Genomic DNA, 26,156 nt, shown 5'->3' with positions numbered 1-26,156 from the left:
TGGGTTGGTATGCTAACGCGCCGATGGTGGGCAATGAGATAGACCAGTACTCCCCCACACACGCATGCTTGAGTGCGGCGCGAGTACTAGTTTGATAGAGCTGAGTTCTTGGGGTGAACCCGGGCTTTGAGGGTGCTGTATCCAGTCGGTGGCCAGCCTCCCTAGTATACTAGTTGGCGGTAGCGCTGTCGCTATCGGGTGTAGCGCGCGAAAGAAAATGGTGTTACTCAGTTGTCTCAGCGTGCGTTACTCGCGCAGTGCGAGGAGCGCAGCGCCGAGGATGGCGACCAGCGCGATACCCATGCCGAAGCCGGGGATCCCGCCGTCCGAGCCGTCGTCGCCACCGTCGTCACCGCCCGTGTCGCCACCCGGACCCTCCGTGGTCGTGGTGTCGTCAGCGGTGGTGGTGGTCGTGTCGTCCGCGGTCGTCGTCGTGTCGTCCGCGGTCGTGGTCGTCGTACCGTCGTCGGTGGTCGTCGTCGTACCATCGTCAACGGACTCGACAACCGTACCAGTCGCGTCGTCGACCTCACCATCACTGTCTTCGAGGCTGATGGCGAACTCGGAGTCGACCTCAACGCCGCTGAAGTTGACAGAGGCGTTGAACTCGCCATCCTGGACGACTGCTTCGTTCTCCGGGAAGATGAAGCCTTCACCGGGCGTCTCCGTCGACTCGACGAGCACGTTCAGCGACGTGCCGTCAGCAGCAGTCGACGTGCCTTCGATCGTCTGGTTGGACGCGGATTCGACTTCGTACTCGTCCATCGAGAGCGAAGCCTCCCACGTGTCAGCCGAGAATTCAGCGGACGCCGAAGCGTTCTCGCTCACGAGCAGGCTGCTTTCCTGCAGTGAGACGGACGCGTTGTAGACGTCGTTGTCCCACCGGATGCTGCGGTCGTCCTCGGTCGTGTTGATCTCGGTGAGATCAGTCACGATGTAGAACGTGCTGTTCGCAGCGTCCGTGGACACGATGGCCTCGGAGTCGTTGAGCGCTTCCGTGTAGTTCAGCGTCTTCGAGTCACGGTTCTGGCGCGTGCTCGCGTCAGTCTGCTCGACCGTCAGGGCGAGCTCACCGCTCTCGGTCGCGTTCAGCAGCGCCTGTCGCGGGTCGTCCGCGGAGGCGTTCTGGAGGATGCCGAAGACACCGCTGGCTTCGACCTCGTGGATGAGGTAGTCGCCCTCGGCAATGGAGTCGTCCTGGGAGAGCGGCGCGTCCGCGAGCACGTCAGCGAGGGAAGTGACGCTGCCGCCAGGTGCAGTCCAGATGTTCTGGCCGGTCACGCCGTCCGCCGGGTTGATGGCGAGGCGGCTGACGTCGTTGGCCGTGTCGGTCACATCGTCGCCGTAGCGCACGGACGTGCGGTAAGTACCGTCGGCGATGGGTTCGTCGAGGTCAGGCGTGCCGAAATCGACGGAGTTGACGATCGTCTCGGAGTCAGCAACTCCGTAGAACGCAACACCGGGATCGGACGCGTTAGCGGCTGTGTTGTTACCCATCGTGTACGTGTTGACGTTGAAGGCAGCGTAGCCGTCGCCATCATCGTCAGTCACCGTCACGTTCGCGAGGTAACCAACACCATCCGAACCGATCTGGACAGTTGCCTGCTCGGCGTTCGTCAGCGAGATGTTGAACGTGGCGATGTCACCACGGGCTGTGGTGCTGACCTCGACGAACTCGGTGTTCGAGTCAGCGGCGTCAGTGACGTTGACGCTCGCGCTGTCGGACGCGGTCGTGTCAGCAACCACGAAGTCGAAGTCGTACGAGCCAGTGTCAATCTCCGTGAAGTCCGCAGCGGCGGTCTCGTCGCCACCAGCGGGCACGGTGATGACGATACCGTCACCGTCGATATCGTCGTCATCGTTGACGTCGATATTGCTCACGCCGTTGTAGTTGTCGTCGAAGATGTCGACGAGGTCCTCGTCGTCGAGGCCCTCAGACATCACGACGACCGTGTACTCCTCGTTCTGACGGTTCGTGGATTCGAAGGTCAGGTCGATGTCGCCCTCGTTGGTGACCGAGTCACCGTCGAAGGACGCATCGAAGTTCTGCTCCCGAATCGTGAACGTCACGTCAGCGTCGGAACTCGGGTTCGAGCCGTCGTTGCTGATGAAGTACGTCGTGCCGGTATCGAGACCGGACGTCGACGCGTTCACCCAGCCGTTGTTGGTGTCGAGTTCACGAACGGGCGAGCCCGTGTCGGAGCTCGTCTGCTCGTAAAGCGTGTAACCACCGGCAGAGTAGGAGTCGCCGTTGGTGTCACCGTCAGCAGCATCGAAGGCTGCGGTCTGACCCTGGAAGACGATGCCGCCGTCGTTGAAGGTCGTATCGTCAGTACCGTCACCTGGGTTGTTGGTGATGTCGAACGTAGCGTCAGTGGCCGTGCTACCAGAGCCGAGCGAGCCACCGTCGGACGCGATCGAGTAGGCTGCACCAGTCGTGGCGCTCGAACTGGACGCGTCAACGCTTACCGTTAGCACGATGGCGATATTCGTGCCACTGCTAACGTCTGCTTCACTGATATCGACGGTGACCGTCCCGCCGCTCTGAGAAACAGTGACAGCACTACTTACGTCACTGCCCCCCTGGTCGGCGCTCGTAAGGGTCACACCCTGGAATGCGAGGTTCTGGACCTCGTCAAAGGTGATACTGGCAGTGCCTGTGGCAGTACCGTCGAAGTCTGTTCCTGCCTCAGCGGTGAACGATACAGTCTGGTCTTGAGTACCGTCCGCGACATTGACGTTGTCAGCGGATGTACTCGTAATCGCGGCGGCGCCTCCTGTGAACGCGATGCCAGCAGCGAAGACGCTGCCGATCATCAGCGCTGTCAGGAAGACCGCGCGGAGTTTGTCTGAATTGCTTGTCATGGTTTGGATTGTTGTCTGCACTGCGTCGGCACCTACGTTCTTCGCGCCCTATGCCGGGCGGTACTAAACGGGCACCATGGGTAGGGGTAGGTGTATATGCTCAACGGGAAGTTAAATGCTTTCTGATAACATCAGTGGGGGAGAAGGTATACCATGCTGCCAGAATCCTATCGGCATACCAGGAGAAAGCGACGGGTTCAGGCCTTCGTGACCGCGATTTCACCGTCAATACTTACCGGTGAACACGCGAAGTCACTCGCAACCCGGAAATAGTCGAGTACTTGGCCCACACCACCAAGGATGCCTGCTTCAGATACATCACTAGATGTGATCGGTGTTGAACTCTCCTCGAAAACATCTCGGAGAGACACCTCAGGAGGGACCTTTGCAACCATCCGCGTACCTGTCGTATACCGCTTTTCAGGGTTCTCCTCGTAGTGCCCCCGATCGAGCATCCACGTCACCCCACTACGACGGTCCTCTCGGACTACCGTTGGGTATACCTCGCGTACACGCTCGCCGGCGTGGTGGAGGATTAGATCATACTGTTCCTGAGAGACGCTTGAGGACACAACATTCCGTTTTGAGAAGTCAACCCGTGACAGTTCATCTGCATTGACCTCGGCGAAGACGCGAGCAGCGCGCTCTGTGTCACCTTCGATGTAGTAGACGGGGCTGAATGATCCGATGTAGTCGCCTTTGCTTGAGCGGCCTGCACTACCAGTAACGTCGAGTTTCCGGACATTAGCCCGCTCAGTGAGGGAGAAGTCACCGCGAGAGACATCTGTCCGCGGTCGGGCTTTTAGTCGCTCGAACGCAGTCGTCATTTGTCTATTCGGCGGTAACAGGGCTGCTCTGGGCTCTGTTTACCGCGGAGGTGCGTCAGGCTGAATGGAGACCAATCCATGTCGAAGGCAAGACAAGTAGAATAATAAAAGTCCTTCGATTGTCATGACAGTCGGGAAGATGAAACGCTACTCGAACACGAACCAGTCAAACGCGCTGACGCAGGCCTGAATCGTACTTACGACCCAGAGAGTGTCCGACCTGGCCACTCAAACCTGCCGCGTGTTACCAGTGATCTGGGAGCGAAGATCCGCGACGACATCCTGGACCGACTTCCAATTCTCCAACTGCACACGCACCCGCTCTGTCGGCTGCTCGAGGCTCCGGATCTGATTCGGGTCGCCCGGAATCACGCCCGGGTCGATAGCGTCCCCACGCTCCACCCCACGGGCGCTTTCTGCATTACGAGCTCCGCCTCAACGACCGGACCCTTGAGGCGCTGGACGAGGTACAGTGCTGCCTGTCCGCATCCACATTCGGTTAGGGATGTTGAAGTCGAACCGCCAGCTCTGCGGGTCGGCGCCAGCGCCGGCCGCCGTGTAGCTCGAGTGAAGGCTGTACTCGTAGGTCACGCGGAGGTCCTGGCCGTCCGTGATGTCGCCCGTCGATAATGTCTCGATGGTGCCTGCGTTCCCCCGCGGGACGTAGTCGGCGCCGTACTGAACACCTCGCCCGTCCCCGGGTCCTCGACGCGCTCGCTCGCGTTCACCAGCGGGCTGTGCGAGAGCGCGACCTCCGTGTCGTGCTAGGCGGTGGTCGTCGCCGAGAACTCCCGGCTCAACCCGAACACCCGCGCCTTCTGAACGCGGTCGCTCGTGTCCTCGGAGTACGAGTTGTCCAGGGCTTCCGTGGAGATCTCCGTCGGGTGCGGGCCGAGCTGCGTCCACTCCACGCTGTAGCCGCCGCTGCCGTCGGGTTCCACCCACCAGATGGAGACACCGACGGGTACGCGACAACCGGCTACCTCGTCGACGAAGCCGACTCCACACGGCCAACGGTCACGAAACACCTCGACCGACTCCACGCCGCCGATTGCATCGAGTACGTCCACGAACCAACCGACTTCTGGAGACTCAAACAAGACCCACGCGAGGAGAGTGACGATGACGATGGCTGATCCCAACACCATCCGCACAGGGGCCGAACTCGTCATCGACGAACGCACCAATTAGAGTTCTCTGGTGGGAGTAGGTCGCTTCTCTCCCCTGGCAGATAGAATAGCGCAGCCGCTGTCGGGCGTAGCGCGCGAAAAATGGTGTTACTCAGTTGTCTCAGCGTGCGTTACTCGCGCAGTGCGAGGAGCGCAGCGCCGAGGATGGCGACCAGCGCGATACCCATGCCGAAGCCGGGGATCCCGCCGTCCGAGCCGCCGTCGTCGCCACCGTCGTCACCGCCGGTGTCACCGCCAGTGCCCGCGGTGGTCGTGGTGGTGTCGTCCGGCTCTTCGGTGGTCGTGGTGGTCGTGTCGTCCGCGGTCGTGGTGGTCGTCGTGTCGTCCGCGGTGGTCGTCGTCGTGCCACCAGTGGACTCGACAACCGTACCAGTCGCGTCGTCAACCGGGCTGCCGTCCGCGTCCTCAAGGTCGATGGAGAACGTGGAGTCGACTTCGACGTCGCTGAAGTCGACCTGAGCGTTAATCTCGCCGTTCTCGGCGGTTGCCCCGTTGTCCGGCTTGATGAAGCCGTCGCCGGGTGTCTCGATCGACTCGATGAGCACGTTGAACGCAGTCCCGTCAGCGGCCGTCGTCTCGGCCGTGATGGTCTGGTTGCTCGCGGATTCGACCTCGTACTCGTTCATCGAGAGCGAGGTCTCCAGGGAGTCGGCCGAGAATTCGGCGGCCGCCGTGGAGTTCGCGCTGACGAGGTTCGAGGCGGCGTTCAGCGTGACCGACGCGTTGTAGACGTCCTGGTCCCACTGGATGCCGGTGGCGCTTTCCGTGTTGACGCTTGCGAGGTCAGCAACGATGTACACCGTGCTGTTCGCAGAGTCAGTGACTGCAACTGCGTTGCCGTTGTCGAGCGCTTCCGTGTAGTTGAGCGTCTTCGCGTTGCGGTTCTGGCGCGTGCTCGCTTCGGTCTGCTCGACCGAAAGCGAGAGTTCGCCATTCGCGGACGCGTTCAGCAGCGCCTCAGTGTCGTTCACAGTGGAGGCGTTCTGGAGAACGCCGAAGACACCGTTCGCGGTAACCTCGTGGATGACGTAGTCGCCCTCGGCGATGGAGTCATCCTCGGAGAGCGGCGCGTCGCTCAGCACGTCAGCGATGTCGTCGACGCTGCCGCCGGGTGCCGTCCAGACTGTCTGGCCGGTCACACCGTCAGCCGGCACGATCGAGAGACGGCTCACGTCGTTCGCGGTCGCGGTCGAGTCCGCACCGGTGCGAACCGTCGCGCGGTAGTTACCGTCCGCAATCGGGTTCTCAAGGTCTTCCGTACCGATGTCGACGGAGTCCACGGTGTCGCCCTCAGCGCCGGTGTAGAACGCAACACCAGGCTCGGAGGCGTTCGCGGCCGTGTTGTTCCCCATCGTGTACGTGTTGATGTTGAACGTCGCGTAGCCGTCCTCGTTGGAGTCCGTGACCGTGACGTTCGCGAGGTAGCCAGAGCTCTCGGACCCGAGCTTGACGGTCGCCTGGGTCGCGCTGGTCAGCGAGACGTTGACCGTGGCGATGTCACCACGGGCCGTCTGCGTGATCGACTCGAACTGGCTGTTCGCTTCGGCTGCGTCCGTGACGTTGACAGAGCCGCTGTCGGAAGCGGTCGTGTCCGTCACGTCGAAGTCGAAGGAGTACTCACCAGCGTCGATGCCAGTGAAGTCCGCACCTTCGGTGACATCGCCGCCAGCGTCAACGGTAATCTGGATACCGTCGCCGTCGACGTCGTCGTCGCCGTTGACGTCAACGTTTGTCGAACCGAAGTTGGCGAAGACATCGACGAGTTCGCTGTCGTCGAGACCACTGGACGTCACGTAGACGTCGTAGGCGTTGTTCTGACGGTTCGTGGACTCGATCGTCAGGTCAACCTCAGCGTTGTTCGCGACCGAACTCGTAGCGAAGCTGGTGCTGAAGTCCTGCTGACGAATCGTGAACGTCGCGTCAGCATTGGTCGGGTTCTGACCGTCGTTGCTGATGAAGTACGTCGTGCCGGTGTCGAGACCGGAAGTAGACGCGTTCACCCAGCCACCCTCGGCGTCCAGCTCACGAACGGGCGAACCCGTGGAGCCGTCGATACGCTCGTAGAGCGTGTAGTTGTCAGCGTAGTTACCGTCAGCGTCGAAGGCATCGTAAGCGGCCGACTGGCCCTGGAAGACGATGCCGCCGTCGTTGAAGGTCGTGCCGTCATCGCCGTCAGTGACGGTCACAGTTGTGCTAGCTTCACTGTCAATGGAATCGCCATCGGTCGGTGCGGACGACCCGTTGAGAGCGTAGACAGTGTGAGTGCCCACAGTGGAGCTAGTTACGCTGAAAGTCCCACTACCAGTGGAGTCGGCAGTGAAACTGTCGGTCGGTTCGGTGCTGTCGAACTCGCCGTCTCCGTCTTCGTCAACGACGACATAAATTGTGTCGTCACTGACACTGTCATTAGTAGCTGTACCGGTAATAGCATTGCCAGATTCAACAACGTCGGAATCCAGCGTGATGCTGTCTGCTGCCGCAGCGGCGCCTCCGGAGAACGCGATGCCAGCAGCGAAGACGCTGCCGATCATCAGCGCTGTCAGGAAGACCGCGCGGAGCTTGTCTGTAGTTTCTGTCATGGTTTGAATCGTTGTCTGCATCGGCACCTACGTCCCTCGCGCCCAGGGTAGGGCGGTACTAGACGGGCACCATGGGTAGGGGTGTACGAGAAAACAGACGGTATTGGTAAATACTTTGTGTTATTTCCACCCATTCACGCCATGAATCCGTGCGACGCGTTCACACGATGTCTAGGGATACGCGGCCTGAAACCCCCGTCTGCGCTCCCCGTGGAAACACCCCTCACCCCGAAGCTTTAAGTGGGATATTCGCCGAGGGTTCCCCAACACTACCTATGGCCAGCCTTAGCGAGGACGACCTCCTCGAAGAAATCGACCGCCTCGCAGCCGAGTATGGTCGCCCGCCAACCCTCCAGGAACTCCGCGACCACGGCGAGTACGGTGCCTCCACGTACTACACCTACTTCGGGTCCTGGCAGGACGCCCTTGAGGCCGCCGGCTACGAACCACGCCCACCACAAACCGCCGCCACAAAGCAGGAGCTACTCGAGGAACTCCAGCGCCTTGCCAACGAGATTGGGCACCCACCCTCAGTCTCGGAAATGAACGTCGAGGGTGTGTACTGGGCTTCGACGTACAAGAACCACTTCGACTCATGGGCGAACGCTCTCGAGGCGGCTGGCCTCGACTCCACTAGAGCCGACTTACCAATCGGTCGACCCAGACTACGGGCCGCACTCATTGAGCTCGGTGAGACCCTCGAGAAGCGACCGACGTTCCGCGAAATGGAAGACCAAGGAAAGTATGATCCGACGACGTACATCCGCGAGTATGGGTCCTGGAAGGAGGCGCTCGAAGCAGCAGGCTTCGAACCACCAACAGACCTTACCGAGGATACGTTACTGAGGGATCTCGTGGAGCTCGCTGGTGAGCTCGGGAAACAGCCATCTCAGCGGGATATGAATAATCATGGCTCACATAGTCATACGACGTACGTCCGGCACTTCGGTTCGTGGTCGAACGCAATCGAAGCTGCCTTCGACACAGACTGACTGACCGAGAAGCCATAGAAGAACGAACCCCTTAGTGAATCCGCCGTGGGCTATCGTTCGGCTCTACATTCGTGGTGCTGTATCCGCTCAGGTAATCCAATTTCCCACAGACCGGGCACTCTTGGAGGGGTGTCGGCGACAGGTCGTTCCAGGCTTCTAGTGCGGCGTTGAGGTGTGCTTTGACGAGTGGGGAACGGGTTGTTTGGTGGGCTTCGCGGAGGTGTATTCGGAGTCGTTCACGGGCTGTGAGTGTTCTTTTGTTAGTCATCGTTGTTCGAGGGCATGCTGTTGTGCCCTCCGCCCCTGTGGGGGCAGACAAACACGGCCCGGCTCTCAACACCAGTGCAGCCGCCTTACCGCGCCCCCCTTTCACCCATGATTGAGGTTGTGGCTGCGCGCGCAGCGTAGCGAGCACGGAGCGGTGGGTGGGGAGGCGGGGCCGGGACTGGTCCGGCACACCGCAAAAAAGGGAGTCCGCTCCGGCTATTCGCCCCACCACGCGTCGCGCTCTGGGAAGTGAATTCGCGACCACCCCGTCAACGCGAGTGAGCACCGGCCCTCATACCAGTTCTTCGCAGCCCCCCGGAACCGCACTACTTCGCCTTCCCGCACTATTGGTTGATTTGAGCGCTCCCAGACCGTGAACTTCACGCGCCCACTCTCGTCCTCGATTAGCCCGACCTGCGCGATGCTCGGATGCGAAGGATTCCACAATACCTCGATTCGGCCCTCGATACTCACCTCCTTGCGGTTGACGTCCTCGAGCTTCCCGATTGGAATCACGTGCCCGGGCGCGGTCTGTAATTGTTCGAACACACTGAGGACTGCACTCGTAACGTCCACCCCATCGGCTACGGGTTCTGCGAGTCGTCGGCTGATTGCTGCTCGCGACCACCCATCTAGCGCCCTGGCTAACCGCACTGATTCTGCGTTCACCGCTGCCAACTGTTCTCGAGTAAGTGCTTCCCGGGGATCTCCGCGATTCGGGTCCGCCCACGGATCCACACTCCCAGCACGCTCCTCGAAGTCCCGACGCCGCCCGACGCTCTGCTTCGCGACAACCGTTCGTGTCCGCTCTGCTCGCCCATCCTTACTTCCCAGGAGAGCTCGCGCTCGAATGCGCTCTAACTCAGCCTCCCGGCCCCTGATGCGTTCTTCTTCTTCGAGGGTTGCGCCACGAATCCGCTCCCCACGAGTACTAATCAGCCCATCTGAGTGGTTTGCGGCCACTTTTGCCTGGATCTCCAGCTCCACCGTCGCCCGGAACTCTGGAGTCTCATCGACGAGTTCGAACCCGTCCTCATCGACCGCCTGCTCGCCTGTTTGCTCAAACGTTTGTTCTTCGACCGAAACGACCTTGCTACGCGCTTGCTTACTTGACATTGGAACTCACTGGTTCCGAAGGCGTTCTTGTGACGCCCGACAACCACGACTCCACTCGTGGTTTCTTCGATGACACCGAGTCCAACTTACTCTATCAGTTAGTGTGTGCGCCGCTCGCGCCTTCACGAGCGCCCCACGGGGGCGCGAGTGGCGCACACCCAAGGGAGGGATTACGCAGCCAGGTGCGCGCGTCCTGGGTAGTCCGCCCGAGCGTCCAGCTTCAAGTCAGTACTCGGTCCATGGGACCGATACTGCACTTGATGCTGGCGTCCCGAAGCGGGCGAGCGAGGAACGAACAGTAGTGGTCGCTGTTCGTGATGCGGACTACGCTGGTCGGGCGAGCGCACCGAACCGACACTACGACCCATACAACCACACGCATCGGGAGCTTGCGCAACGGTGTCCTGGTGGACTCCGAAAGGGCGAGACCGGTTCGTGGTTGCTCGTGGGCCACTCTCGAACGAATGTGAGAGATGTCCGCGAGCGGCCGCGAGCGGTTGAGGGCTTTCGAAGCAGTAGGTTAGTATCTCACTCAGGGCTTTGTAGGGTTCGTGGGGTAGTACTATCAGTAGTTGCCAATACGGGTTCTTTATTCAGAGTGAGAAGTGGAACAGCGGGTCAGCATAGATTGGCTATATCTCAGTTACTTCTACCGACAGGTTCATAGTTGCAGTACTATCGACGCTCATCAGCACAGTCCCGTTCCCATCGGTGACCTCGATGCTTTCAAAATTGAATGACGTTACGTCTTCCACCTTCTTCACAGCTGAGGAGGGGATCTTCGCCTCTTGCAGATTCTCCTCTGTGACATATGCAGACACGCTTCCACTGCCCGTAACTGAACCCGAAGTGTCTACTGATTTCGTGAATGACCCGTCGAAAAACCATCCGTATACGCCACCTTCGGGGAACGTTATCGATTGGCCGAAACGAAATGGGTAGTTCGTGATTGAAGGTAGGTCTGCAGTCGGTTTGGGGCTCGGTGTTGACGAATTCAAGTTGTCGGTCGTCGTTTCAGGGGGGTCTGTTTGGGCTTGCCCCAGGCAGCCGGAAATACCCACTACTGACCCAGATACCGCACTCGTCCCGACAAGAGTGAGGAATCTACGTCGATTCATACCCTCATCAACGATTGGCCAAAATATATGTTTTCGGCACGGAAAAACGACTGATTCACCGCCTAACTCGCATCCCTACTTACTGATTTAGCCGCTCCAGTTTAGGACCAATTCTGAATAAAGAAACCGCGTTAGCAACTACTCCTATCGGTAGTACAGGTGTGTTTCTTGATTCAGTTTGGGGGGTGAGACAGACAAGGCACTTACCGATAGCCAGGAACTTTCGGCTATGAAACGACGGACGGTGGTGCGATCGGTTGCCTTCGCCTCACTTGGCCTTTCAGCGGGTTGTTTCGGGGGGATTTCATCGAATCCCGGTGGGAGTATTCTCGTTCGCAATGATGACGATACCAGTCACCAGATTACGGTGAAACTCACCGACGATTCGGAGACGGAGTTTGAGCGAGAAGTCGAGTTGAATGCCTCGGAGTCAGTGGAGTATTCGGACGCCTTTGGTGGCGGTACCTACGGTGTGACCGTCAACGTTGACGGTGAAGAATCTCGGAATGACGATCTCAATGTCGGGAGTTGCGGTGCAATTGAGCTCCACGTTACAGTGACTAGTGGCGGCGCGATCGAGATACTACAGAGTCACTGCGATTAATACACAGAACCGCACGCTAGTCCCCAGGATCCTGTTTCATGGATGGGGACCCAATACAGGAGGTCGCCCAAGGTGACTGTTCTGGAAGGCCCCGGGAGTGTGGTGAGTAGGAGTGCTTGAGTTGGTATGTATGTGGTGGGTATGGTTATGCTGGGTGGCTTCTCTGGAGGGGGTATGTCCTCGGAGTCGGGGCCCGAGTTTCCTTCGCGGCCACTCTCGGTACAGGAGGTTCTGGAGTTACGGAATCAGGTGGAGACGTTTGTTCATACAGCCCCACTTATTGGTCTCAAGGCGGAGAGTGGGGGGCAGGGGAGTGGGCGGATGGAAGTGATCGGAATATATCTCGGGTTTGGTGGTGGCGCGCATCTTTCTGGGTTTGACCCGGGTTTGGGTGAGTGGGAGTCCGTGAGCGTCATTGAATCAGTCCGGGACTCGGAGCTGGCTGAGTTTGGGGAGTGTTTGGATGCGTTACTGGAGTGGATTACTCAGCGCTACCCGGGCGAGAGCCTCGTCATGTATGAGCGAGGGGACCCCCGCAGAGGGGGCCTGAGATGACTCCGGGTCGCACACCCAGGGACTCGCGTCCGGTGGGCGTGGTTCGCGTGTGTACGTGGGTTGGGAGGCCGTGCATCGTGAGTGGTTTGGTTGGGTGGCGTGGCGACTGACGACCCCGGCAGTGACGCTCCGAGGACTCGGGAATCCTTGTATGGAGTGGGTGGTGACGTGAGTCTGGGCCAGGATGAACTGAGTGGTGTTCGGGAGTACGTTGAGATTCGGCCCTCAGGGACAGAACTACACCCGGGGGCGGTCGGGCAGGCGATGGACCTCCTCTCGTCATTGTTGCGTGAGACGACTCAGAGAGGACTAGTATCGAGACTCCGAGGACAATCTCGTGTTCCCATCGTGGAGTGGTTACTCGTCTCTGATGGTGGCGCTGACGCGCGAATCCGGTACCTCGTGCGGGCATCGATGCCAGAGTTTAGTGGGGATCTTGAGGGCGTTCTGCGGGTGTGTTTCCCGGACTCCTACGAACTCGAGCCCGTGTTGTTTCACCCCACCCAACTCACCCCAGGTCTAGAGTATTCTGGTGGTGCGCCTGGGAGTCCGTATGTTGCGGGCGTCGAGTACCTCGGGAGAACAACTCGCCGGGATGACTGGATGACTCCAATCACAGAAACAGGGAGATTCCTCGACGAGAAAACACGGATCGAGTCTAGTGGGCGGGTGGGGTTGGTGTCGGTGGTTGAGGCGATGCGGGACGCAAGGCTCCCCGTGCTCTATCAGGTGGTGTGTCAAGCCGGCCAGGACTACTCAAGTAGTGCTGAGGTCTATGCGAGAGAACTTGAGGAGGGCGTGGGTTCGTTTGGGTCACGACTCCTGGAAGTCATTTCACCGAGGTCCCGGGAGGATCGTCGGGCGTACGAACCCTCGTTGGGGGATCAGGCACGGATTGATGGGATTCGGGGGCGGGATGCGAAGCGCGGGTTGGTGGTGTCGGCGCGCGCGGTCGCCCTCACGAAGGATCAACCAGAGCGCGCGGACCGGGTCGCCCAGCGGCTCGCCCGCGCATTCGGAGGGCTGGGTGGCCGCCACCACACCATCCACGGCCGCACCAGGACCGACAACGAACTCCACACCGGTCGACTCCCACCTGGCTCGAGGGTCCTCGATGACCTCTTGAATCTAGTGTGTTACGGGCCAACCTACACAACCCTAAGATCACGCCTCCCCACTACCCCTAATGAGAGTCGGGGTCTCATTGTGTCCCCCCGGGAGCTCCCTGAGTTGTGTCTTCTTGATGGGGGTGGGCTTACGCCAGCGGGGCAGCGCGCGCTCACGGTTCAGCGAAGCGAGCGCACGGGCCTACGCCTTCCCCCACCCCAGCAACTCACCCAGTACGGACCACCCGGCCTCCCGGTGAGTATACCGCTTACGCACGACCGCCAACCCCATAATCAAGCACTCTATGTTGATTCAGGATTACAGCGCCGCCACGTCGTTTATGTTGGGTCGAGTGGGTCGGGGAAGTCCACGCTCATGGCGAGCGGCGCGCTCGCGAACACCCTGGGGACAAGCGGGCCCGGAATCATTCTTGACCACAAGGGCGACGGGTTCGCCCGGGAGTACTGCATGACTCACTACGAGGCGACGGGTAGCCTCGAGGACGTCTATTACTTTGATCTCACTCGGGTTTTGCCGGCGTTCTCGTTTTTCGATATTCGCGGCCTCTTCGAGGCGGGGGTGCCCAGGGAGGAGGCGCGTTCGCGGAAGGCGGGTCACTACGAGGAGATCCTCGAGGGAATCATGGGCGCGGACCGCTACGGCCAAGCGACGGTTGCGCCGCTTGTGATCACGAATCACGTTCGCGCGCTCTTCGACCCCATTCATGGTAGTGATGCCTTCAGTCACAGGGACTTACAGGGCGCGCTTGGTCATACGCAGGCTCAGCAGGCGGGGCCACCCACGACGGATGACGCTCTCCAGGAGTACTTTGAGCGCCTCACGAGTAACGAACCCCGGGTGTTCTCCCAGATCATGCAGGGCGCCGCGGGCCGCGTCGAGCACATCGCAACCGACGGCCGACTCGCACCCGTCTTCAACCACACCCAAAAAGAAGACGGAGTAGGTTTTGACTTGACTGAGGTACTGGATGATGAGGATGCGGTGGTGGTGTTTGATTTTGGGAGTATGGATTCGGGGGCGAAGCGCACGCTCACGATGGTGATTCTCTCCGAGCTCTGGAGCGCACTCAAAATACGGCGAGAACAAACTCGGATGGTGGGCGAGGAATCCCCAGAGCTCACAGACGCGAATCCTGAAGGGGAGAACTCAGGGGATGAAGAGGACACTGGGGCTGTTGAGGACTCGGAGACTGTAGAGGACTCGGAGACTGTGCAGGACACTAGGGCTGTTGAGGACACTGGGGTTGTGGAGGACGAAGTGGACGGTGGTGGGGGTGGGTTGTCGACGGTGAACGTGTACCTCGATGAGTCCGCGGGCGTCGCGAACACGACCTTGATGGATACGTTGCTTTCACAGGGCCGGTCCTTCGGGCTCGGAATGGCGCTGGGCGTCCAGTTCCCGGGCCAACTCCAATCAGAGAACACGAACACGTATCACGAAGTGTTGAATGAGACGGCGACGTTCGTCGTTGGGAACGTCCGCATCGACCGCGACCTCGAGAAAGCCCTTGCAACCCCCAGGATGCCACCCAGTGAGGTTGGCGCGCGACTCCGCGCCCTCGGAGCCGGCGAATGGCTCCTGCGCCTCGGCGCCGCCTACGCCGAAGAAACCCCCCGACCCTTCCTCGGGGAATCCCTGCCCGCGCCGCCCGGTCACCCCGCAAGCACCCAACCCCTCACTGATCAAGTGGGTTTCGCGGCCGCGCTCATCGAGCGCAAGCGCGTTACGAGAGAGGAGTTTGGGCTCACTCAGCACGAACCCACGCCACCCACCAAGGACGAAGACCCTAGTGGGGAGGCCTTACGCGTGGATTCCCTTCTACCGTATACGAAGCGCTTGCCGGGGTGCGTTGGGTATGATGAGTCGCGGCACGCTCTCGTGTGTGGGGCGTGTGAGAGCCGGTACAATCCCACGAGTCGGGGGATGAAGCGCGCGATCCAGTGCTGTCACAGCCTCCAAGACATCAACCCAAGTGACATCCCGGTTTGCGGGGTGAACTTGAAACTCAGCCCCGAGGAGATTCAGGCCACGGAATGGAGTCTTCGCGAGTTATTGTTTCTTCAGGTGGTGCATGACGCGATGCAGTTCCGGACGGACCCCCTCGAGTACAACATCGTCGAGGACAGCATGCTCCGCCTCCAAGAATACGTCGGCCTCACCAAAACCCAGACGCAGGAACTCGTCCGGGCTGGCCTCCTCAGGGATGATGGGGCGCACCCCCAGCAGCTCTACAGCATCACCCCCAGCGGCCGAGAAACCATCAGTGAGCCCTACCGGGAGGGCCTCGATTATGGGCATGGCCAGGGTGATTTGGATGAGACGAGCCAGCACATCGTCGGCGTGCACGTCCTCGATGAATGGATCACCCAGGAATTCGTCGAGAACCCCGACTCCAGTGCCACCCAAGCCCCCCCATACTACCAAGCCACCCCATACTACGAACTTGATGATGGCCACCGCCTCGACGTCGCCGCGATAAATGAGGAAGGGGAGGTCGTGGTGTGTGGGGAGGTCGAGCGTCTGAATCATGATTACCGTGAGGCCGTGCTCACGGACTACGATAAGATGGCTGGTTGTGACCCAGAAGCCTCGATCTGGGTGGTGATGACTCAGCGCGACGGCCACAAACTCGTTGATGCCCTCCGCGAACCCAACCAGGGTGAGCCACGAGTACACAAAGAATACAACCAGAAGACTCCGCCCCGCCAATACCGGATCACCGAGCCAGGGTTCACGCACGCGTATTCACTAAAATACGTTCGGGACACTCTCCTCAAGAGTGATGACTGAGGTCACGTTGCTCTGTTGGAATCCAGGGAAGCTGATAGAACCAGCGTGATGAATAAAGGGGCGCGTATCGGTTACTGGCTCATGTTCAAGTGTGCATGAATCAAATCGTTCAGTACAGGACGCTTATTCCCCATACTCTCCTGTAGTGAAGACAGTCAAATAACTGGGATGTCCAGAACAGTCGTTACTTCGCCTCGTATACGGGGCCACCCATCTCTTCGTTAAACTCCTCTTCAGTCAGCATGAAGTATTTCCCGACCCCGAGAACCGTGAAGAGACTCCCATATACGATGACGGAGATGAACACGTATGGATGGATGAAAAGGAAGCCACTCAGACCGACCCAGATCAATCCGAATGACACGATCCCCATGAGCCAATGATGAGTCTGCATAAGGTGGCCCCAAAGTTGAATCTTCTTTGAGACACTGATTTCGCTATAGTGTGGGTGAAGTCGTAGTGTTCCGAGTGCCGCCTGAAACTCAACCTGAACGTAGAGCACTAACGACCATGCAGCCACAAGCCAACCTACTATCCCGGCAAATGGAATGGCACCATGGAATATCGCCTCATACATGAGGCCAATGCCCATTAGAAACCCACCCCATACAAAAACCTTGAATCGCCGATCAGTATGCAAACTACGAGACTTCGATAGCACCTGACCCATGGATAGTTGACTGGCCATCAGTCACCGTCAGACAACTTCGCTACATAAATCCCAGGGCACTCCCTAAACTCGGAAGGGTACACAGGGGGGACACGTGGGACACTTAGAACACTCGACATACTCGATAAACAATACGCCATCGGCCATTTAAGCCCCCACTGCATCAGCCCCGACAATTCTATCGTCTCAAATGAGCCCAATTAGGCAAGAGCGACTCTCATAAGCGCCACCAGAACTACCCCCTTCGTTTCATGCCGAATGGCACAGACACCACCCATCGGGATATCCATTGAAGAATGACCGGAGGCTCAATTAGAGCGTGCTGGATGCAGGTGGTGGATTTATCACTCCCTACTAGTTCGGATTCAGGTCAGCTTGAAACTGCAACAGCAACATGGTAGGTCTGGTTTTGATACGTGACGTATTCGTTCTCAATCCATACCTGTTCATCAACATTGGTTGGAATCTTAACCACGCCATCTTCGTCCGCGAGTGCCAACTCGAACACTTGTTGCTGATCAGAAGTGAGAGTACTGAACGCGATTGTTTGATTAGCCGGAGTATCACTATTAACTCGACTTACATCAAGATCTGATGCACTTCCGTGGCCGTCTACCCCAAACCCAGTGATGAACACACCCCCAACACCAATTACAAGGAACAAGACAGCACCAAGGCCAACCCAGTATCGACGCTCCATACCTTCTAATCGAAGTGGTAGGTAAAATTTCTTCTTTAAGGTCAAACAGACGATTCACTCCATTCCGCAGACGATGACAGATACGCATATCTACGTCGCAATCTAGTGTCCCGGATTTCAAACGCCGAACTGAATAAAGAAATCGCGCAAGCAACTACTAATAAGCCTACCAACGAGCAGCCCCCTAATGCAGTTCACCCCCATCATTCCAAACTAAATACACAACGCTCGTTCCCCACCAAACCCAGAACCAACAAAACACAAAGAACACCCCCAAACAACCTCAAACAACCCCTGAGGACCACCCAACACGTTCAGCACCACCCACACCCACCGCAACAACACCCCAACAAGAGAGAACTGGAAGCAAAACCACGGGAACCAGCAATCAGGATGATCCAGGGAGACGGGCGAACCCCTGGGAATCCAGCCCAAAACCCCACGAAGAGAACCACTAGAATCAGGGAAGCACATTCCCCCTTAATCCAACAACCACCACAATCCCAGCACCCCAAGAACCACCAGACGAGAACCACCTCTGAAGAAAAACACCCCACCCACAACCCCCCAAACCCAGAACACACACCCATCAGGAACCCACAGAAACCCCCACACAACCCAAACCCCCAAAAACAACACACACCAAAACCCAACCCAGACACACCCACCCCAAGCACCCAGAACGAGTATTTGCGGGGGTTTCAGCCGATGCTGAAAATCAGGAGTATCCGGGAGACCACTTCTGGAGGGTTCTCAGACACTGGTGCAGTCGACGACTCGTTCTGGATCAGTACACCAGTTATGGCGAAGGTCTCTCACGAGCCAGAGTTAGTACAGGGGTGGTGTCGTTCGAGGCCCAGTGAATCGTGCCTGCTCTGACGTTGGTCGGTACGACCTACCGCTAGTTCGGGTACACGCCAGTCATTACAGATGCTAATGTCGGTCTCGGGACACACGACCTTCGCTCCATCAGGCCCTCGCGTCCTCGACGACCCGGGAGAACGTGAGGTCGCTCATGGCTGCTCTGGGACGACGGCGCTCCGGAAGCGGTCGGCGACCGCGTCGGGTGTGGCGTCCTGGACGTCGATGGCGTCAGCGATGCGGCGGTAGGCGGCCGCGGCGTCGCTCTCCGGGGCGTGCGCGAGGAGGGGCTCGCCCGCGCGGCGCGCTGCGCGCACCGCGTCGGCTTCGGGGACGGTGCCGAGGGTCGGTCCCTCGAAGTAGCGCTCGGACTGGTCGGCGACGCGCTCGACGGCGGCCGGGTCCTGGACTTTGTTGAAGATGACGCCGGCGACTCCCGTGCCGTACGACGTCGCGTACTCCTGGACCTTCAGGCCGTCCGAGAGCGCTGGGATCGTCGGATGGACGACGACCACCGCCCGGTCGGCGAGCACGACGGGGAGGACACCGCTTCGACTGGACAGTGTCGCTGGTGAGTCCAGGAGGAGGACGTCCGTGTCGGCGGCGAGGTCCGCAACGACGTCGCGGAGGCGGTCGGGGTCTGCCGCTCGGAAGTCGGCGAGGCTGGTTCCGCAGGGGACTACCTTCAGGCCTAAGCGCTCGTGGACGGCGTCGGAGACGGTGGCGTCGTTGTCGGCGAGCAGGAGGTCGTGGAGGGTGACGTCGGCGTCTGCGAGGCCGGCGTGGAAGAGGAGGTTCGCTATTCCGGGGTCGGCGTCGACGACGGTGACGTCGTGGTCTTCGGCGAGTGCCATTCCGAGTGCGAGCGTGCTCGTCGTCTTCCCGGTGCCGCCTTTCCCGCTGGCGACAGCGAACGCTTCAACCATCGTCGGTGCGGAGTGCGGCGGCGAAGGTCTCGTGGTCCTCGGGGAGCTGGTCGAATCGGTCGTCGGCTTCGCGGCGGCGTTCTCGGATTTCGTCGTCTGGTCGACCGAGTGCGCGGTCGCGGCACGCGTCGAAGAGGTCGGAGACTGATTCGCGGTAGTTGGTCACTCGGCGTGCGCGCTCGACGGCGGCACGGACCGAGCGCTCGTCGCTGGTCGCTGTCGTCACGTCGGCGTCCAAGTCGGTTGTCCCGACGACCACGATGGTGGCGTCCGGGGCGTTCGCTCGCACGTCTGCGACGGCGGCCTGCGGGTCGGCTACGGAGTCGCCGTCGATGACGACCACGTCGGGGTCGTCGCGGGCGACGGCGGCAGCGACCGCGTCCGTCCTGACCGGCACCACGTCGGCGGCGAGTACCGCCGACAGGGATTGCCGGTCGTCGTCTGCGACCAGGAGTGTCACGGAGTGCGATTGACGCGCCCCGGCAAAATATTTTCGGGACTCGGGGACGTAATACTTGCAGCTGTCGGCGCTGATGATTCTGTCTGGCCGACAGTACGGCGGGGATGCTCCCGGTCGAATCCCCGGAACCGGAAGCCATATACTGTCCTGTAGACAGTTCAGCACATCTGCGATGGCATCCGTCATTCGTGTCCTCCACGTCGACGACGAACCGGAGTTCGTCGGGCTGGCGGCGGAGTTCCTCGAACGTGCAGACGATCGCCTCGACGTCCAGACGGCGACGAGCCCCGACGTCGCCCTCAAGCGGATCTGCGAGGAACGCATCGACTGCGTCGTCAGCGACTACGAGATGCCAGGGATGGACGGCCTGGAGTTCCTCGACGCGTTACGGGAGCGCCACCCGGACCTCCCGTTCGTGCTGTTCACCGGGAAGGGAAGCGAGGAGGTAGCCAGCGACGCCATCTCCGCGGGTGCGACTGACTACCTCCAGAAGGAGGGCGGCACCGACCAGTACGCGCTGCTGGCGAACCGGCTCGTGAACGCCGTCGAACAGCAGGAGTCCCGTACGAACTACCGGGAGATCTTCGAGAAGGCCGCCGACGCCATCTTCCTCCACGACCCCGGGACGGGCGCGGTCAACGACGTGAACTCGCGGGCCAGCGAGATGCTCGGCTACGACCGGTCGACGCTCCTCGAGATGGACGTCACGGAGTTCAGTGCGGACGAACCGGAGTTCTCGCAGGCGGAGGCGAGAGAACGGGTGCGCCGGGCGATGAACGAGGGGCCACAGACCTTCGAGTGGCGCTTCGACCCGAAGGACGACGCGGAGTTCTGGGTGGAGGTCCACCTCAAACGAACCGTCATCAACGGCCAGACGCAGGTGCTCGCGATGACCCGGGACGTCAGCGAGCGCAAGCAGGGCGAGCGCAGACTCGTCGAGAGCGAGCAGCGCTATCGGACGCTCGCCGAGCACTTCCCGAACGGCGCCGTCTGCGTCTTCGACCGGGAACTCCGGTTCACACTGGTGGAGGGCGTCGCCATCGGCGACACGCTCCCCACTGCGGACGAAATGGAGGGCAACAGTGTCACCGACGTCTTCCCGGAGCACACCGTCGCCGACATCGAGCCGCTGTTCCGCACCGCCGTCGAGGACGACGCGATCGGGGACACGACGACCGAGTTCGGTGGCCGCCACTGGCAGGTGTGGGCGGCGCCGTTGCGCGACGCCGACGGCGACGTGTTCGCGGGGCTGGCGTTCACGCAGGACGTCACCGAGCAGGTCGAGCGCGAGCACCGCCTCCAGGAGCAAAAGGAGAAGGTTGAGGCCCTCCACGACGTCGCCGTCGCCATCGAGGCCTGCACGTCGGCGGACGCCGTCTACGACCACCTCCTGGAGGCCGCAGAGGACATCCTCGACTTCGACCGCGGTATCGTGGACGTCGTGGAGGGCGACGTGCTCGTCCCACGGGCGGTCTCAGAGGGCATCCCGGAGGCGGAGTACCACGAGGCGATCCCGGTCGACGCGGAGGACAGCCTCGCCGCAGAAGTCTACCGGGCGAACGAGTCCAGCGTCGTCGACGACCTCGCCGACTGGGAGGTCACGCCAGCGGACCCGGCCTACCGGTCGGCGATAACCGTCCCGGTCGACGACTACGGGGTGTTCCAGGCGGTCGCCCGGGAGACGAACGTCTTCGACGAGACCGACCTCGAACTGACGGAGTTGCTCGTGAAACACGCCCGCGAGACGCTCACTCGACTCGAACGCGAGCGCGACCTGCGCGCGTACGCGACCGAACTGGAACGCCAGAACGAACGCCTCGAGGAGTTCGCGAGCGTCGTCAGCCACGACCTCCGCGGCCCACTGAACGTGGCCAGTGGCCGCGTCGACCTCGCGCGGGAGTCCACCGACGGCGACGACCTCCAGATCGCCAGGGACGCACTCGATCGGATGGACCAGATCGTCGAGCGGACGCTCGAACTCGCGCGCGAGGGACGGACCGTCGGCGAGACGGAGACCGTTCACCTCGGGGACGTCGCCGAGCAGTCCTGGCAGGTCGTCGAGACCGGTGACGCTGAACTCCGCGTCGCGGACGACGTCACTGTCGAGGCCGACCCCGAGCGCGTCCAGCACCTCCTGGAGAACCTCTTCCGGAACGCCGTCGAACACAGTTCGACGGCCGACGACGACAGGACCGACCGTGGTGTTGTCGCTACCGGCGGCGTGACGGTTCGCATCGGCGCACTGGCGGACGGTGACGGGTTCTACGTCGAGGACGACGGCCCGGGGATACCGTCCGCGGAGCGGGACTCCGTCTTCGACCCCGGGTACACCACCGCGACGGACGGCACGGGCTTCGGCCTCGCCATCGTCGAGGAGATCGTGGAAGCCCACCGCGGCGAGATCACGGTGACCGACAGCCACCTCGACCCCGAGGCCACCGGGGACGGCGACGTGGCTACGGGCGGCTGGACGGCCGGCACGCGCTTCGAGGTCACGGGGTTCGGGGACGTCTGAGAGCCAGGGGTGCCCCGGGGAGAATCAGGCTCGGTCGGTACTGTCGGCCTCTTCGATGGGGACCGTCGTCGGCTCCTCGTCGCGCTCGTCGCTCCGGGACCGTCGCGAGCGGCGGTCGCCCTCGCCGATGTCCATCGGGAGTCGCTCGCGGAGGTCGCTCGCGAACGTCTCGACGCGGTGGCGCATCGTCTGGGTCTCCTCCTCGAAACGCTCGACGTTCCGGCTGACGCGGTAGACGCGGGTGGCCGGAATCTGCTGCATGAGGTCGTTGCCCTCGTCGTCGGTCCCCGACTTGATCATCCAGTGGTCGCGAGCGTACACCAGCTGTTCGTTGTCGACGGTCTCCTCGACCACGCCGTCCTCGTCCTCGTACACGATGGTCGCCTGTCCGAGTTCGATGTCGTCCATACGTCACGTAGACGACGGAGCCACTTACGCTACGTGCCGGTGATACGACGACGAGCGACCGTGTGCCCCGGTAACGTGGGTTTAACTCGCAGAACTGCAAATGGGCCAGTATGACCATCTACGAGACCGAGGTTCCCGGCGTCGGCCACAAGTTCGAGCTCACCCTCGACGGGGACGAACGGCTCGTCGTGCTCATCCACCACGACGGGAAACGCGAGATCTACCTCCGGCCGGGCGAGAACCAGGACAGCGAGAAGCTGTTCAGCCTCAGCGGGAAAATGGCTCGCCAGCTCGGCTCGATCCTCGAGGGGGCGTACTTCCAGCCGGTCGACATGGACGACGTGCAGGTCCCACTGGGCGAAGCCATCATCGAGTGGAACGACGTCGAACCGTCGTCGTCGCTGGTCGGCCAGACGCTGCGGAACGCGGACGTCCGCGAGCAGACCGGCGTCTCCATCATCGCGATCCAGCGCGGCGAGGAGACCATCGCGAACCCGCCGCCGGACACTGCCATCGAGGACGGGGACATCCTCGTGACCCTCGGCACACGCGACAACCAGCGGGCGTTCACCGAACTCGTCGAACCGGGCGACACCGACACATCACAGGTTTGAGATGGCGGAGTTGCTGCTCGTCGAGATCGGCATCGCGCTGACGGGTATCGCACTCGCGGGCGCCGTCGCCGACAGGATCGGGTTCTCGGTGATCCCCGCGTACATCCTCGTCGGCATCCTCATCGGCCCGAACGAGCCCTCGTCGATCGCCGGCGTCTCGCTCACGCTCGTCGAGCACCGCGAGTTCATCGACGTGCTCGCGGAACTCGGTATCGTCTTCCTCCTGTTCTTCCTTGGCCTCGAGTTCAGCGTCACCCAGCTCCTCGACGACCGGGTCCGCATCGCGAAAGTCGGGAGCGTCGACTTCCTGATCAACTTCGGCCTCGGCGTGGGCCTCGGCGTCGCGTTCGGCTACTCGCTCCTGGAGACGTTCTTCATCGCGGGCATCGTCTACATCTCCTCGAGTGCAGTCATCACGAAGTCGCTCATCGACAACGGCTGGGTCGCCAACCCCGAGAGCGGCCCCATCCTCGGGACGCTCGTCTTCGAGGACATCCTCATCGCCATCTACCTGGCGCTGCTGTCGGCGGTCGCCCTGGGTGGAGGCACACCACTCGACGTAGCGCTCGCCGTCGGCTCCGCGTTCGCCTTCCTCGGCGTCCTCACGGCCGTCGCGTGGTACGGGTCGGCGTACGTCGAGCGGGCCTTCGACGCCGACACGGACGAACTGTTCCTGCTGCGCGTCCTCGGTATCACCACACTCGTCGCCGGGGCCGCGCTCGCGGCCGGCCTCAGCGAGGCAGTCGCCGCGTTCTTCGTCGGAACCGCGTTCAGCGCCACCGACCACATCGAACGCATCGAGACCGTGGTCGCCCCGGCCCGCGACTTCTTCGCGGCCGTCTTCTTCTTCGCGATCGGACTCACGACGGACGTCACGCTCCTCCCCGGCGTCGTCTGGTTACTCCTCGCGGCGGCCGTCGTCACGACCCTCGGGAAGCTGGTGAGCGGGAACCTCTCCGGCCGGATGTACCAGCTAGACCGACTGCGGTCCGCTCGCGTCGGCTTCGGGATGGTCCCCCGTGGAGAGTTCTCGCTCGTCATCGCGGCGCTCGCGACGAGCGTCGGAACCGGCGCGCTCCAGTCGGTGATCCCCGCCTTCGCCGTCGGCTACGTCCTCCTGATGAGTATCCTCGGCACCGTCCTCATCCAGAACGCGGACGCGATCTCGCGGCGACTCGACCCCTCCACCCGGGAGTGACACACCATCGCCTCTGGCGAAACGACGACGGTGACCTCGACGCTGTTTCTCTGCGGACCCAGTTGGAGACGCTCCGAGTGTTCATCGAGTTCTGCGAGACCATCGACGCCGTCCCCCCCGGGACCTCCACGAGAAGATTCTGCTGCCGGCCCGCTCGAACGACGGCGAGCAACGTGAGGAGATATTCCTGACGGAGCACTGCTCTCTTTCACTCCCGATTTCCGGTGGTGTGTGGTCGTTCTATCGTCCTGTGGCTACCTGGATGGCGCCGTCGTCGTGCCAGAGTTCGACGCCGAACCACGCTAGCGCGGTGCAGGCGATGGTCACGAGCAGAATCCAGGCGGGGATGCCGAGCAGCGCCTGCACGGTGTCACTGGCGGTGTTCGCGACGCTCGCAGGGACGAGTCCGGCGTCCGAGGCGCTCTCGTCTCTCGCGGCGCTGGCCTGGTCGTCCGGGGCGGTTCGCGAGGGCAGACCGAGGGAGGCAGCGCTCTCGCCGCCGGCGCTCTCGTCGCCTGTGTTCAGGCGTTCGGCCTCGTACGCTGCGAACTCGCCTCGGCTGTGGCCCTCACGGGCCAGGTTCCACACGACCTCCCCCTGTTCGTCTATCTCGACGACCCGCCCACCTTTGGTGTCGGTGATGAGCGTGTGTCCGTTCGGCAGTCGGTCCGCGTCGCGAGGCCACATGAGTTGCTCGTCTTGCCACACCCAGGACTGCTCCCAGCCACCGTCTTCGGTTCGCGCGTACTCGATGGTGCGATTGTTGTTCGAATCCGCGATCAACACGGCGGGCCCGCCCGCGGATTCGTTGAAGTAGTCCGGGTTGTGCTGGCCGTTGAGCACGCTGAAGCGGTCGTCGGCACCGATCGTCCAGTTCTCCTGGAGGCCGGTCTCCGGGTCGACGAACAGCACCTGGTCGTGGTTGCGGGGACTCAAAATGACGCGCCCGTCTTCGAGTTTCTCGACGTCGTTGATGTGTGCCCAGTCGTCGGGGTAGTCCCAGCCCGACTCGAGCGAGAAGCTGTTCTGCATGTTCCACTCCCACGTGACGATGCCGGTGGTGGTGTTTACGACGAACACCTCGTCGGAGAACATGTCCGCGACGATGTACTGCGAGTCGCCGACGCGGTCGGCGTCGTGCCACTGGCGGTAGTCCGTCGCGTCCACGCGCGAGTACAGCACCTCGGTCTCGCCGGTCGTAAGGTTCGCGCGTTCGATGATCTGGCGGATGCAGTACTCGTCATCGCTGACGGGGTTGCAGAGTGACTCGTTGCGGACTTCGTCGGTGGCGACGTACACGACCGAGTTCGTCTCGTTGGGGACCGGGTCGACGTCCCAGTAGGCGTCGTGGGTGTCGTCGTGGTACAGCAGTGTGCCGTTCAGGGAGTACTGCCAGATGTCGCCGCCGGTGACGTGTGCGGTGACGACGGTGGTCCGCTCGCCGGGGTTGCTCGTGTTGTACCCCTCGGCAACGGTGAGGTTCCAGTCGGATTGGGCCTGTGCGTCCGTGTTCTCGGCGGCGGTGGGAACCGCGGAGGCAACGAGGAGGGCCGAAGACACGAGGATGATCGAGGCGAAGACGGCCCTGAATGTCGTTGTGGTGCGCATACACGTCAGTTCAGGTGACTTTCAAAAGAGCGTATTTACTGGATCTATACCAGGTGATTCGAGAATCGAGACGGTGCGGTGTTACTCGACGTGACCGCTACAGCCACACTGCTGGATGTACTCCCACGTCACGCCGGCACTGCCGCAGGACGCCTCTGGCGGATG

Annotated in this window: 19 protein-coding genes and 1 pseudogene; 7 read left to right on the top strand and 13 right to left on the bottom strand. The window is 61.3% G+C overall.

Going from position 1 to position 26,156, the window contains the following annotated elements; all coding sequences use genetic code 11:
- Nucleotides 1–246: 246 nt before the first annotated feature.
- From LT965_RS10985 to LT965_RS16730, 5 genes and pseudogenes are all read right to left on the bottom strand, one after another.
- Nucleotides 247–2,865 (bottom strand): DUF7827 domain-containing protein, encoded by a 2,619-nt coding sequence (locus LT965_RS10985; protein WP_232700844.1) that lies wholly within the window; start codon nucleotides 2,863–2,865, stop codon nucleotides 247–249.
- A gap of 197 nt (nucleotides 2,866–3,062) precedes the next feature.
- Nucleotides 3,063–3,692, bottom strand: coding sequence for a hypothetical protein (locus tag LT965_RS10980; protein WP_232700843.1), 630 nt, complete (start codon nucleotides 3,690–3,692; stop codon nucleotides 3,063–3,065).
- Nucleotides 3,693–4,456: 764 nt separating this feature from the next.
- Nucleotides 4,457–4,762, bottom strand: coding sequence for a hypothetical protein (locus LT965_RS10975; RefSeq protein WP_232700842.1), 306 nt, complete (start codon nucleotides 4,760–4,762; stop codon nucleotides 4,457–4,459).
- A gap of 230 nt (nucleotides 4,763–4,992) precedes the next feature.
- Nucleotides 4,993–7,068 carry a DUF7827 domain-containing protein gene (locus tag LT965_RS10970; protein ID WP_232700841.1) on the bottom strand — a complete coding sequence of 692 codons (2,076 nt, stop codon included), beginning with the start codon at nucleotides 7,066–7,068 and terminating at the stop codon, nucleotides 4,993–4,995.
- A gap of 297 nt (nucleotides 7,069–7,365) precedes the next feature.
- Nucleotides 7,366–7,461, bottom strand: a pseudogene (locus LT965_RS16730) (surface glycoprotein); the annotation flags it as partial.
- A 275-nt stretch (nucleotides 7,462–7,736) separates the two neighbouring features.
- Between LT965_RS16730 and LT965_RS10965 the strand changes: the two are divergent.
- Nucleotides 7,737–8,453, top strand: a complete 717-nt coding sequence (locus LT965_RS10965; protein WP_232700840.1) for a homing endonuclease associated repeat-containing protein — start codon at nucleotides 7,737–7,739, stop codon at nucleotides 8,451–8,453.
- Between the two features lie 483 nt (nucleotides 8,454–8,936).
- Here LT965_RS10965 and LT965_RS10960 read toward each other — a convergent pair whose 3' ends face one another.
- Nucleotides 8,937–9,836 carry a DNA-binding protein gene (locus LT965_RS10960; protein WP_232700839.1) on the bottom strand — a complete coding sequence of 300 codons (900 nt, stop codon included), beginning with the start codon at nucleotides 9,834–9,836 and terminating at the stop codon, nucleotides 8,937–8,939.
- A gap of 632 nt (nucleotides 9,837–10,468) precedes the next feature.
- On the bottom strand, nucleotides 10,469–10,954 hold the full coding sequence (locus tag LT965_RS10955; RefSeq protein ID WP_232700838.1) for a hypothetical protein: 486 nt from the start codon (nucleotides 10,952–10,954) through the stop codon (nucleotides 10,469–10,471).
- A gap of 229 nt (nucleotides 10,955–11,183) precedes the next feature.
- Here LT965_RS10955 and LT965_RS10950 point away from each other — a divergent pair, with 229 nt between their 5' ends.
- The 3 genes from LT965_RS10950 (at nucleotide 11,184) to LT965_RS10945 (ending at nucleotide 16,031) form a co-directional block, all read left to right on the top strand.
- Entirely contained in the window at nucleotides 11,184–11,558 is a 375-nt protein-coding gene (locus LT965_RS10950; RefSeq protein ID WP_232700837.1) for an Ig-like domain-containing protein, read from the top strand.
- 126 nt (nucleotides 11,559–11,684) lie between these two features.
- A complete protein-coding gene (locus LT965_RS16765; RefSeq protein WP_489886065.1) occupies nucleotides 11,685–12,113 on the top strand; it encodes a DUF7964 domain-containing protein in 429 nt (142 codons plus the stop codon).
- Between the two features lie 168 nt (nucleotides 12,114–12,281).
- The gene (locus LT965_RS10945) at nucleotides 12,282–16,031 is read left to right on the top strand and encodes an ATP-binding protein (protein ID WP_232700836.1); all 3,750 of its coding nucleotides are present in this window, start codon (nucleotides 12,282–12,284) and stop codon (nucleotides 16,029–16,031) included.
- A gap of 184 nt (nucleotides 16,032–16,215) precedes the next feature.
- On the opposite strand, the gene LT965_RS10940 is transcribed toward LT965_RS10945, so the two are convergent.
- The 4 genes from LT965_RS10940 to LT965_RS10925 all read right to left on the bottom strand — a co-directional run bounded on the left by LT965_RS10940 (nucleotide 16,216) and on the right by LT965_RS10925 (nucleotide 19,648).
- Nucleotides 16,216–16,623: a hypothetical protein gene (locus LT965_RS10940; protein WP_232700835.1), complete on the bottom strand. Its 408-nt coding sequence runs from the start codon at nucleotides 16,621–16,623 to the stop codon at nucleotides 16,216–16,218.
- Between the two features lie 448 nt (nucleotides 16,624–17,071).
- Nucleotides 17,072–17,401, bottom strand: a complete 330-nt coding sequence (locus tag LT965_RS10935) for a DUF7979 domain-containing protein (RefSeq protein WP_232700834.1) — start codon at nucleotides 17,399–17,401, stop codon at nucleotides 17,072–17,074.
- Nucleotides 17,402–18,414: 1,013 nt separating this feature from the next.
- The gene (locus LT965_RS10930; RefSeq protein ID WP_232700833.1) at nucleotides 18,415–19,188 is read right to left on the bottom strand and encodes a nucleotide-binding protein; all 774 of its coding nucleotides are present in this window, start codon (nucleotides 19,186–19,188) and stop codon (nucleotides 18,415–18,417) included.
- The gene (locus LT965_RS10925) at nucleotides 19,181–19,648 is read right to left on the bottom strand and encodes a hypothetical protein (protein ID WP_232700832.1); all 468 of its coding nucleotides are present in this window, start codon (nucleotides 19,646–19,648) and stop codon (nucleotides 19,181–19,183) included. The genes LT965_RS10930 and LT965_RS10925 overlap by 8 nt, the downstream gene beginning before the upstream one ends.
- Before the next feature lie 172 nt (nucleotides 19,649–19,820).
- Between LT965_RS10925 and LT965_RS10920 the strand changes: the two genes are divergently transcribed.
- Nucleotides 19,821–22,163, top strand: a complete 2,343-nt coding sequence (locus LT965_RS10920) for a hybrid sensor histidine kinase/response regulator (RefSeq protein WP_232700831.1) — start codon at nucleotides 19,821–19,823, stop codon at nucleotides 22,161–22,163.
- Between the two features lie 24 nt (nucleotides 22,164–22,187).
- Here the strand turns inward: LT965_RS10920 and LT965_RS10915 are convergent, their stop codons facing one another.
- Entirely contained in the window at nucleotides 22,188–22,571 is a 384-nt protein-coding gene (locus tag LT965_RS10915) for a hypothetical protein (RefSeq protein ID WP_232700830.1), read from the bottom strand.
- Nucleotides 22,572–22,681: 110 nt separating this feature from the next.
- On the opposite strand from LT965_RS10915, the gene LT965_RS10910 reads away from it, so the two are divergent.
- Nucleotides 22,682–23,185 carry a cation:proton antiporter regulatory subunit gene (locus tag LT965_RS10910; RefSeq protein WP_232700829.1) on the top strand — a complete coding sequence of 168 codons (504 nt, stop codon included), beginning with the start codon at nucleotides 22,682–22,684 and terminating at the stop codon, nucleotides 23,183–23,185.
- 1 nt (nucleotide 23,186) lies between these two features.
- Complete coding sequence (locus LT965_RS10905; protein WP_232700828.1) at nucleotides 23,187–24,383, top strand: cation:proton antiporter; 1,197 nt, start codon at nucleotides 23,187–23,189, stop codon at nucleotides 24,381–24,383.
- A gap of 240 nt (nucleotides 24,384–24,623) precedes the next feature.
- Here LT965_RS10905 and LT965_RS10900 read toward each other — a convergent pair whose 3' ends face one another.
- Nucleotides 24,624–25,991 (bottom strand): arylsulfotransferase family protein, encoded by a 1,368-nt coding sequence (locus LT965_RS10900; RefSeq protein ID WP_232700827.1) that lies wholly within the window; start codon nucleotides 25,989–25,991, stop codon nucleotides 24,624–24,626.
- Nucleotides 25,992–26,156 lie beyond the last annotated feature (165 nt).

Source organism: Halobacterium wangiae, assembly GCF_021249345.1.
Lineage (GTDB): Archaea > Halobacteriota > Halobacteria > Halobacteriales > Halobacteriaceae > Halobacterium > Halobacterium wangiae.
Note: the sequence above shows the minus strand (reverse complement) of the source record. Positions and strands in the feature narration are given on the sequence as shown.

Coding starts and splice junctions, on each gene's coding strand:
- LT965_RS10940 (WP_232700835.1), bottom strand. CDS start 16,623: ATGGGCATTGGCCTCATGTATGAGGCGATATTCCATGGTGCCATTCCA.
- LT965_RS10910 (WP_232700829.1), top strand. CDS start 22,682: ATGACCATCTACGAGACCGAGGTTCCCGGCGTCGGCCACAAGTTCGAG.
- LT965_RS10905 (WP_232700828.1), top strand. CDS start 23,187: ATGGCGGAGTTGCTGCTCGTCGAGATCGGCATCGCGCTGACGGGTATC.
- LT965_RS10965 (WP_232700840.1), top strand. CDS start 7,737: ATGGCCAGCCTTAGCGAGGACGACCTCCTCGAAGAAATCGACCGCCTC.
- LT965_RS10900 (WP_232700827.1), bottom strand. CDS start 25,991: ATGCGCACCACAACGACATTCAGGGCCGTCTTCGCCTCGATCATCCTC.
- LT965_RS10950 (WP_232700837.1), top strand. CDS start 11,184: ATGAAACGACGGACGGTGGTGCGATCGGTTGCCTTCGCCTCACTTGGC.
- LT965_RS10935 (WP_232700834.1), bottom strand. CDS start 17,401: ATGGAGCGTCGATACTGGGTTGGCCTTGGTGCTGTCTTGTTCCTTGTA.
- LT965_RS10920 (WP_232700831.1), top strand. CDS start 19,821: ATGGCATCCGTCATTCGTGTCCTCCACGTCGACGACGAACCGGAGTTC.
- LT965_RS10985 (WP_232700844.1), bottom strand. CDS start 2,865: ATGACAAGCAATTCAGACAAACTCCGCGCGGTCTTCCTGACAGCGCTG.
- LT965_RS10915 (WP_232700830.1), bottom strand. CDS start 22,571: ATGGACGACATCGAACTCGGACAGGCGACCATCGTGTACGAGGACGAG.
- LT965_RS10980 (WP_232700843.1), bottom strand. CDS start 3,692: ATGACGACTGCGTTCGAGCGACTAAAAGCCCGACCGCGGACAGATGTC.
- LT965_RS16765 (WP_489886065.1), top strand. CDS start 11,685: ATGTATGTGGTGGGTATGGTTATGCTGGGTGGCTTCTCTGGAGGGGGT.
- LT965_RS10960 (WP_232700839.1), bottom strand. CDS start 9,836: ATGTCAAGTAAGCAAGCGCGTAGCAAGGTCGTTTCGGTCGAAGAACAA.
- LT965_RS10930 (WP_232700833.1), bottom strand. CDS start 19,188: ATGGTTGAAGCGTTCGCTGTCGCCAGCGGGAAAGGCGGCACCGGGAAG.
- LT965_RS10955 (WP_232700838.1), bottom strand. CDS start 10,954: ATGAATCGACGTAGATTCCTCACTCTTGTCGGGACGAGTGCGGTATCT.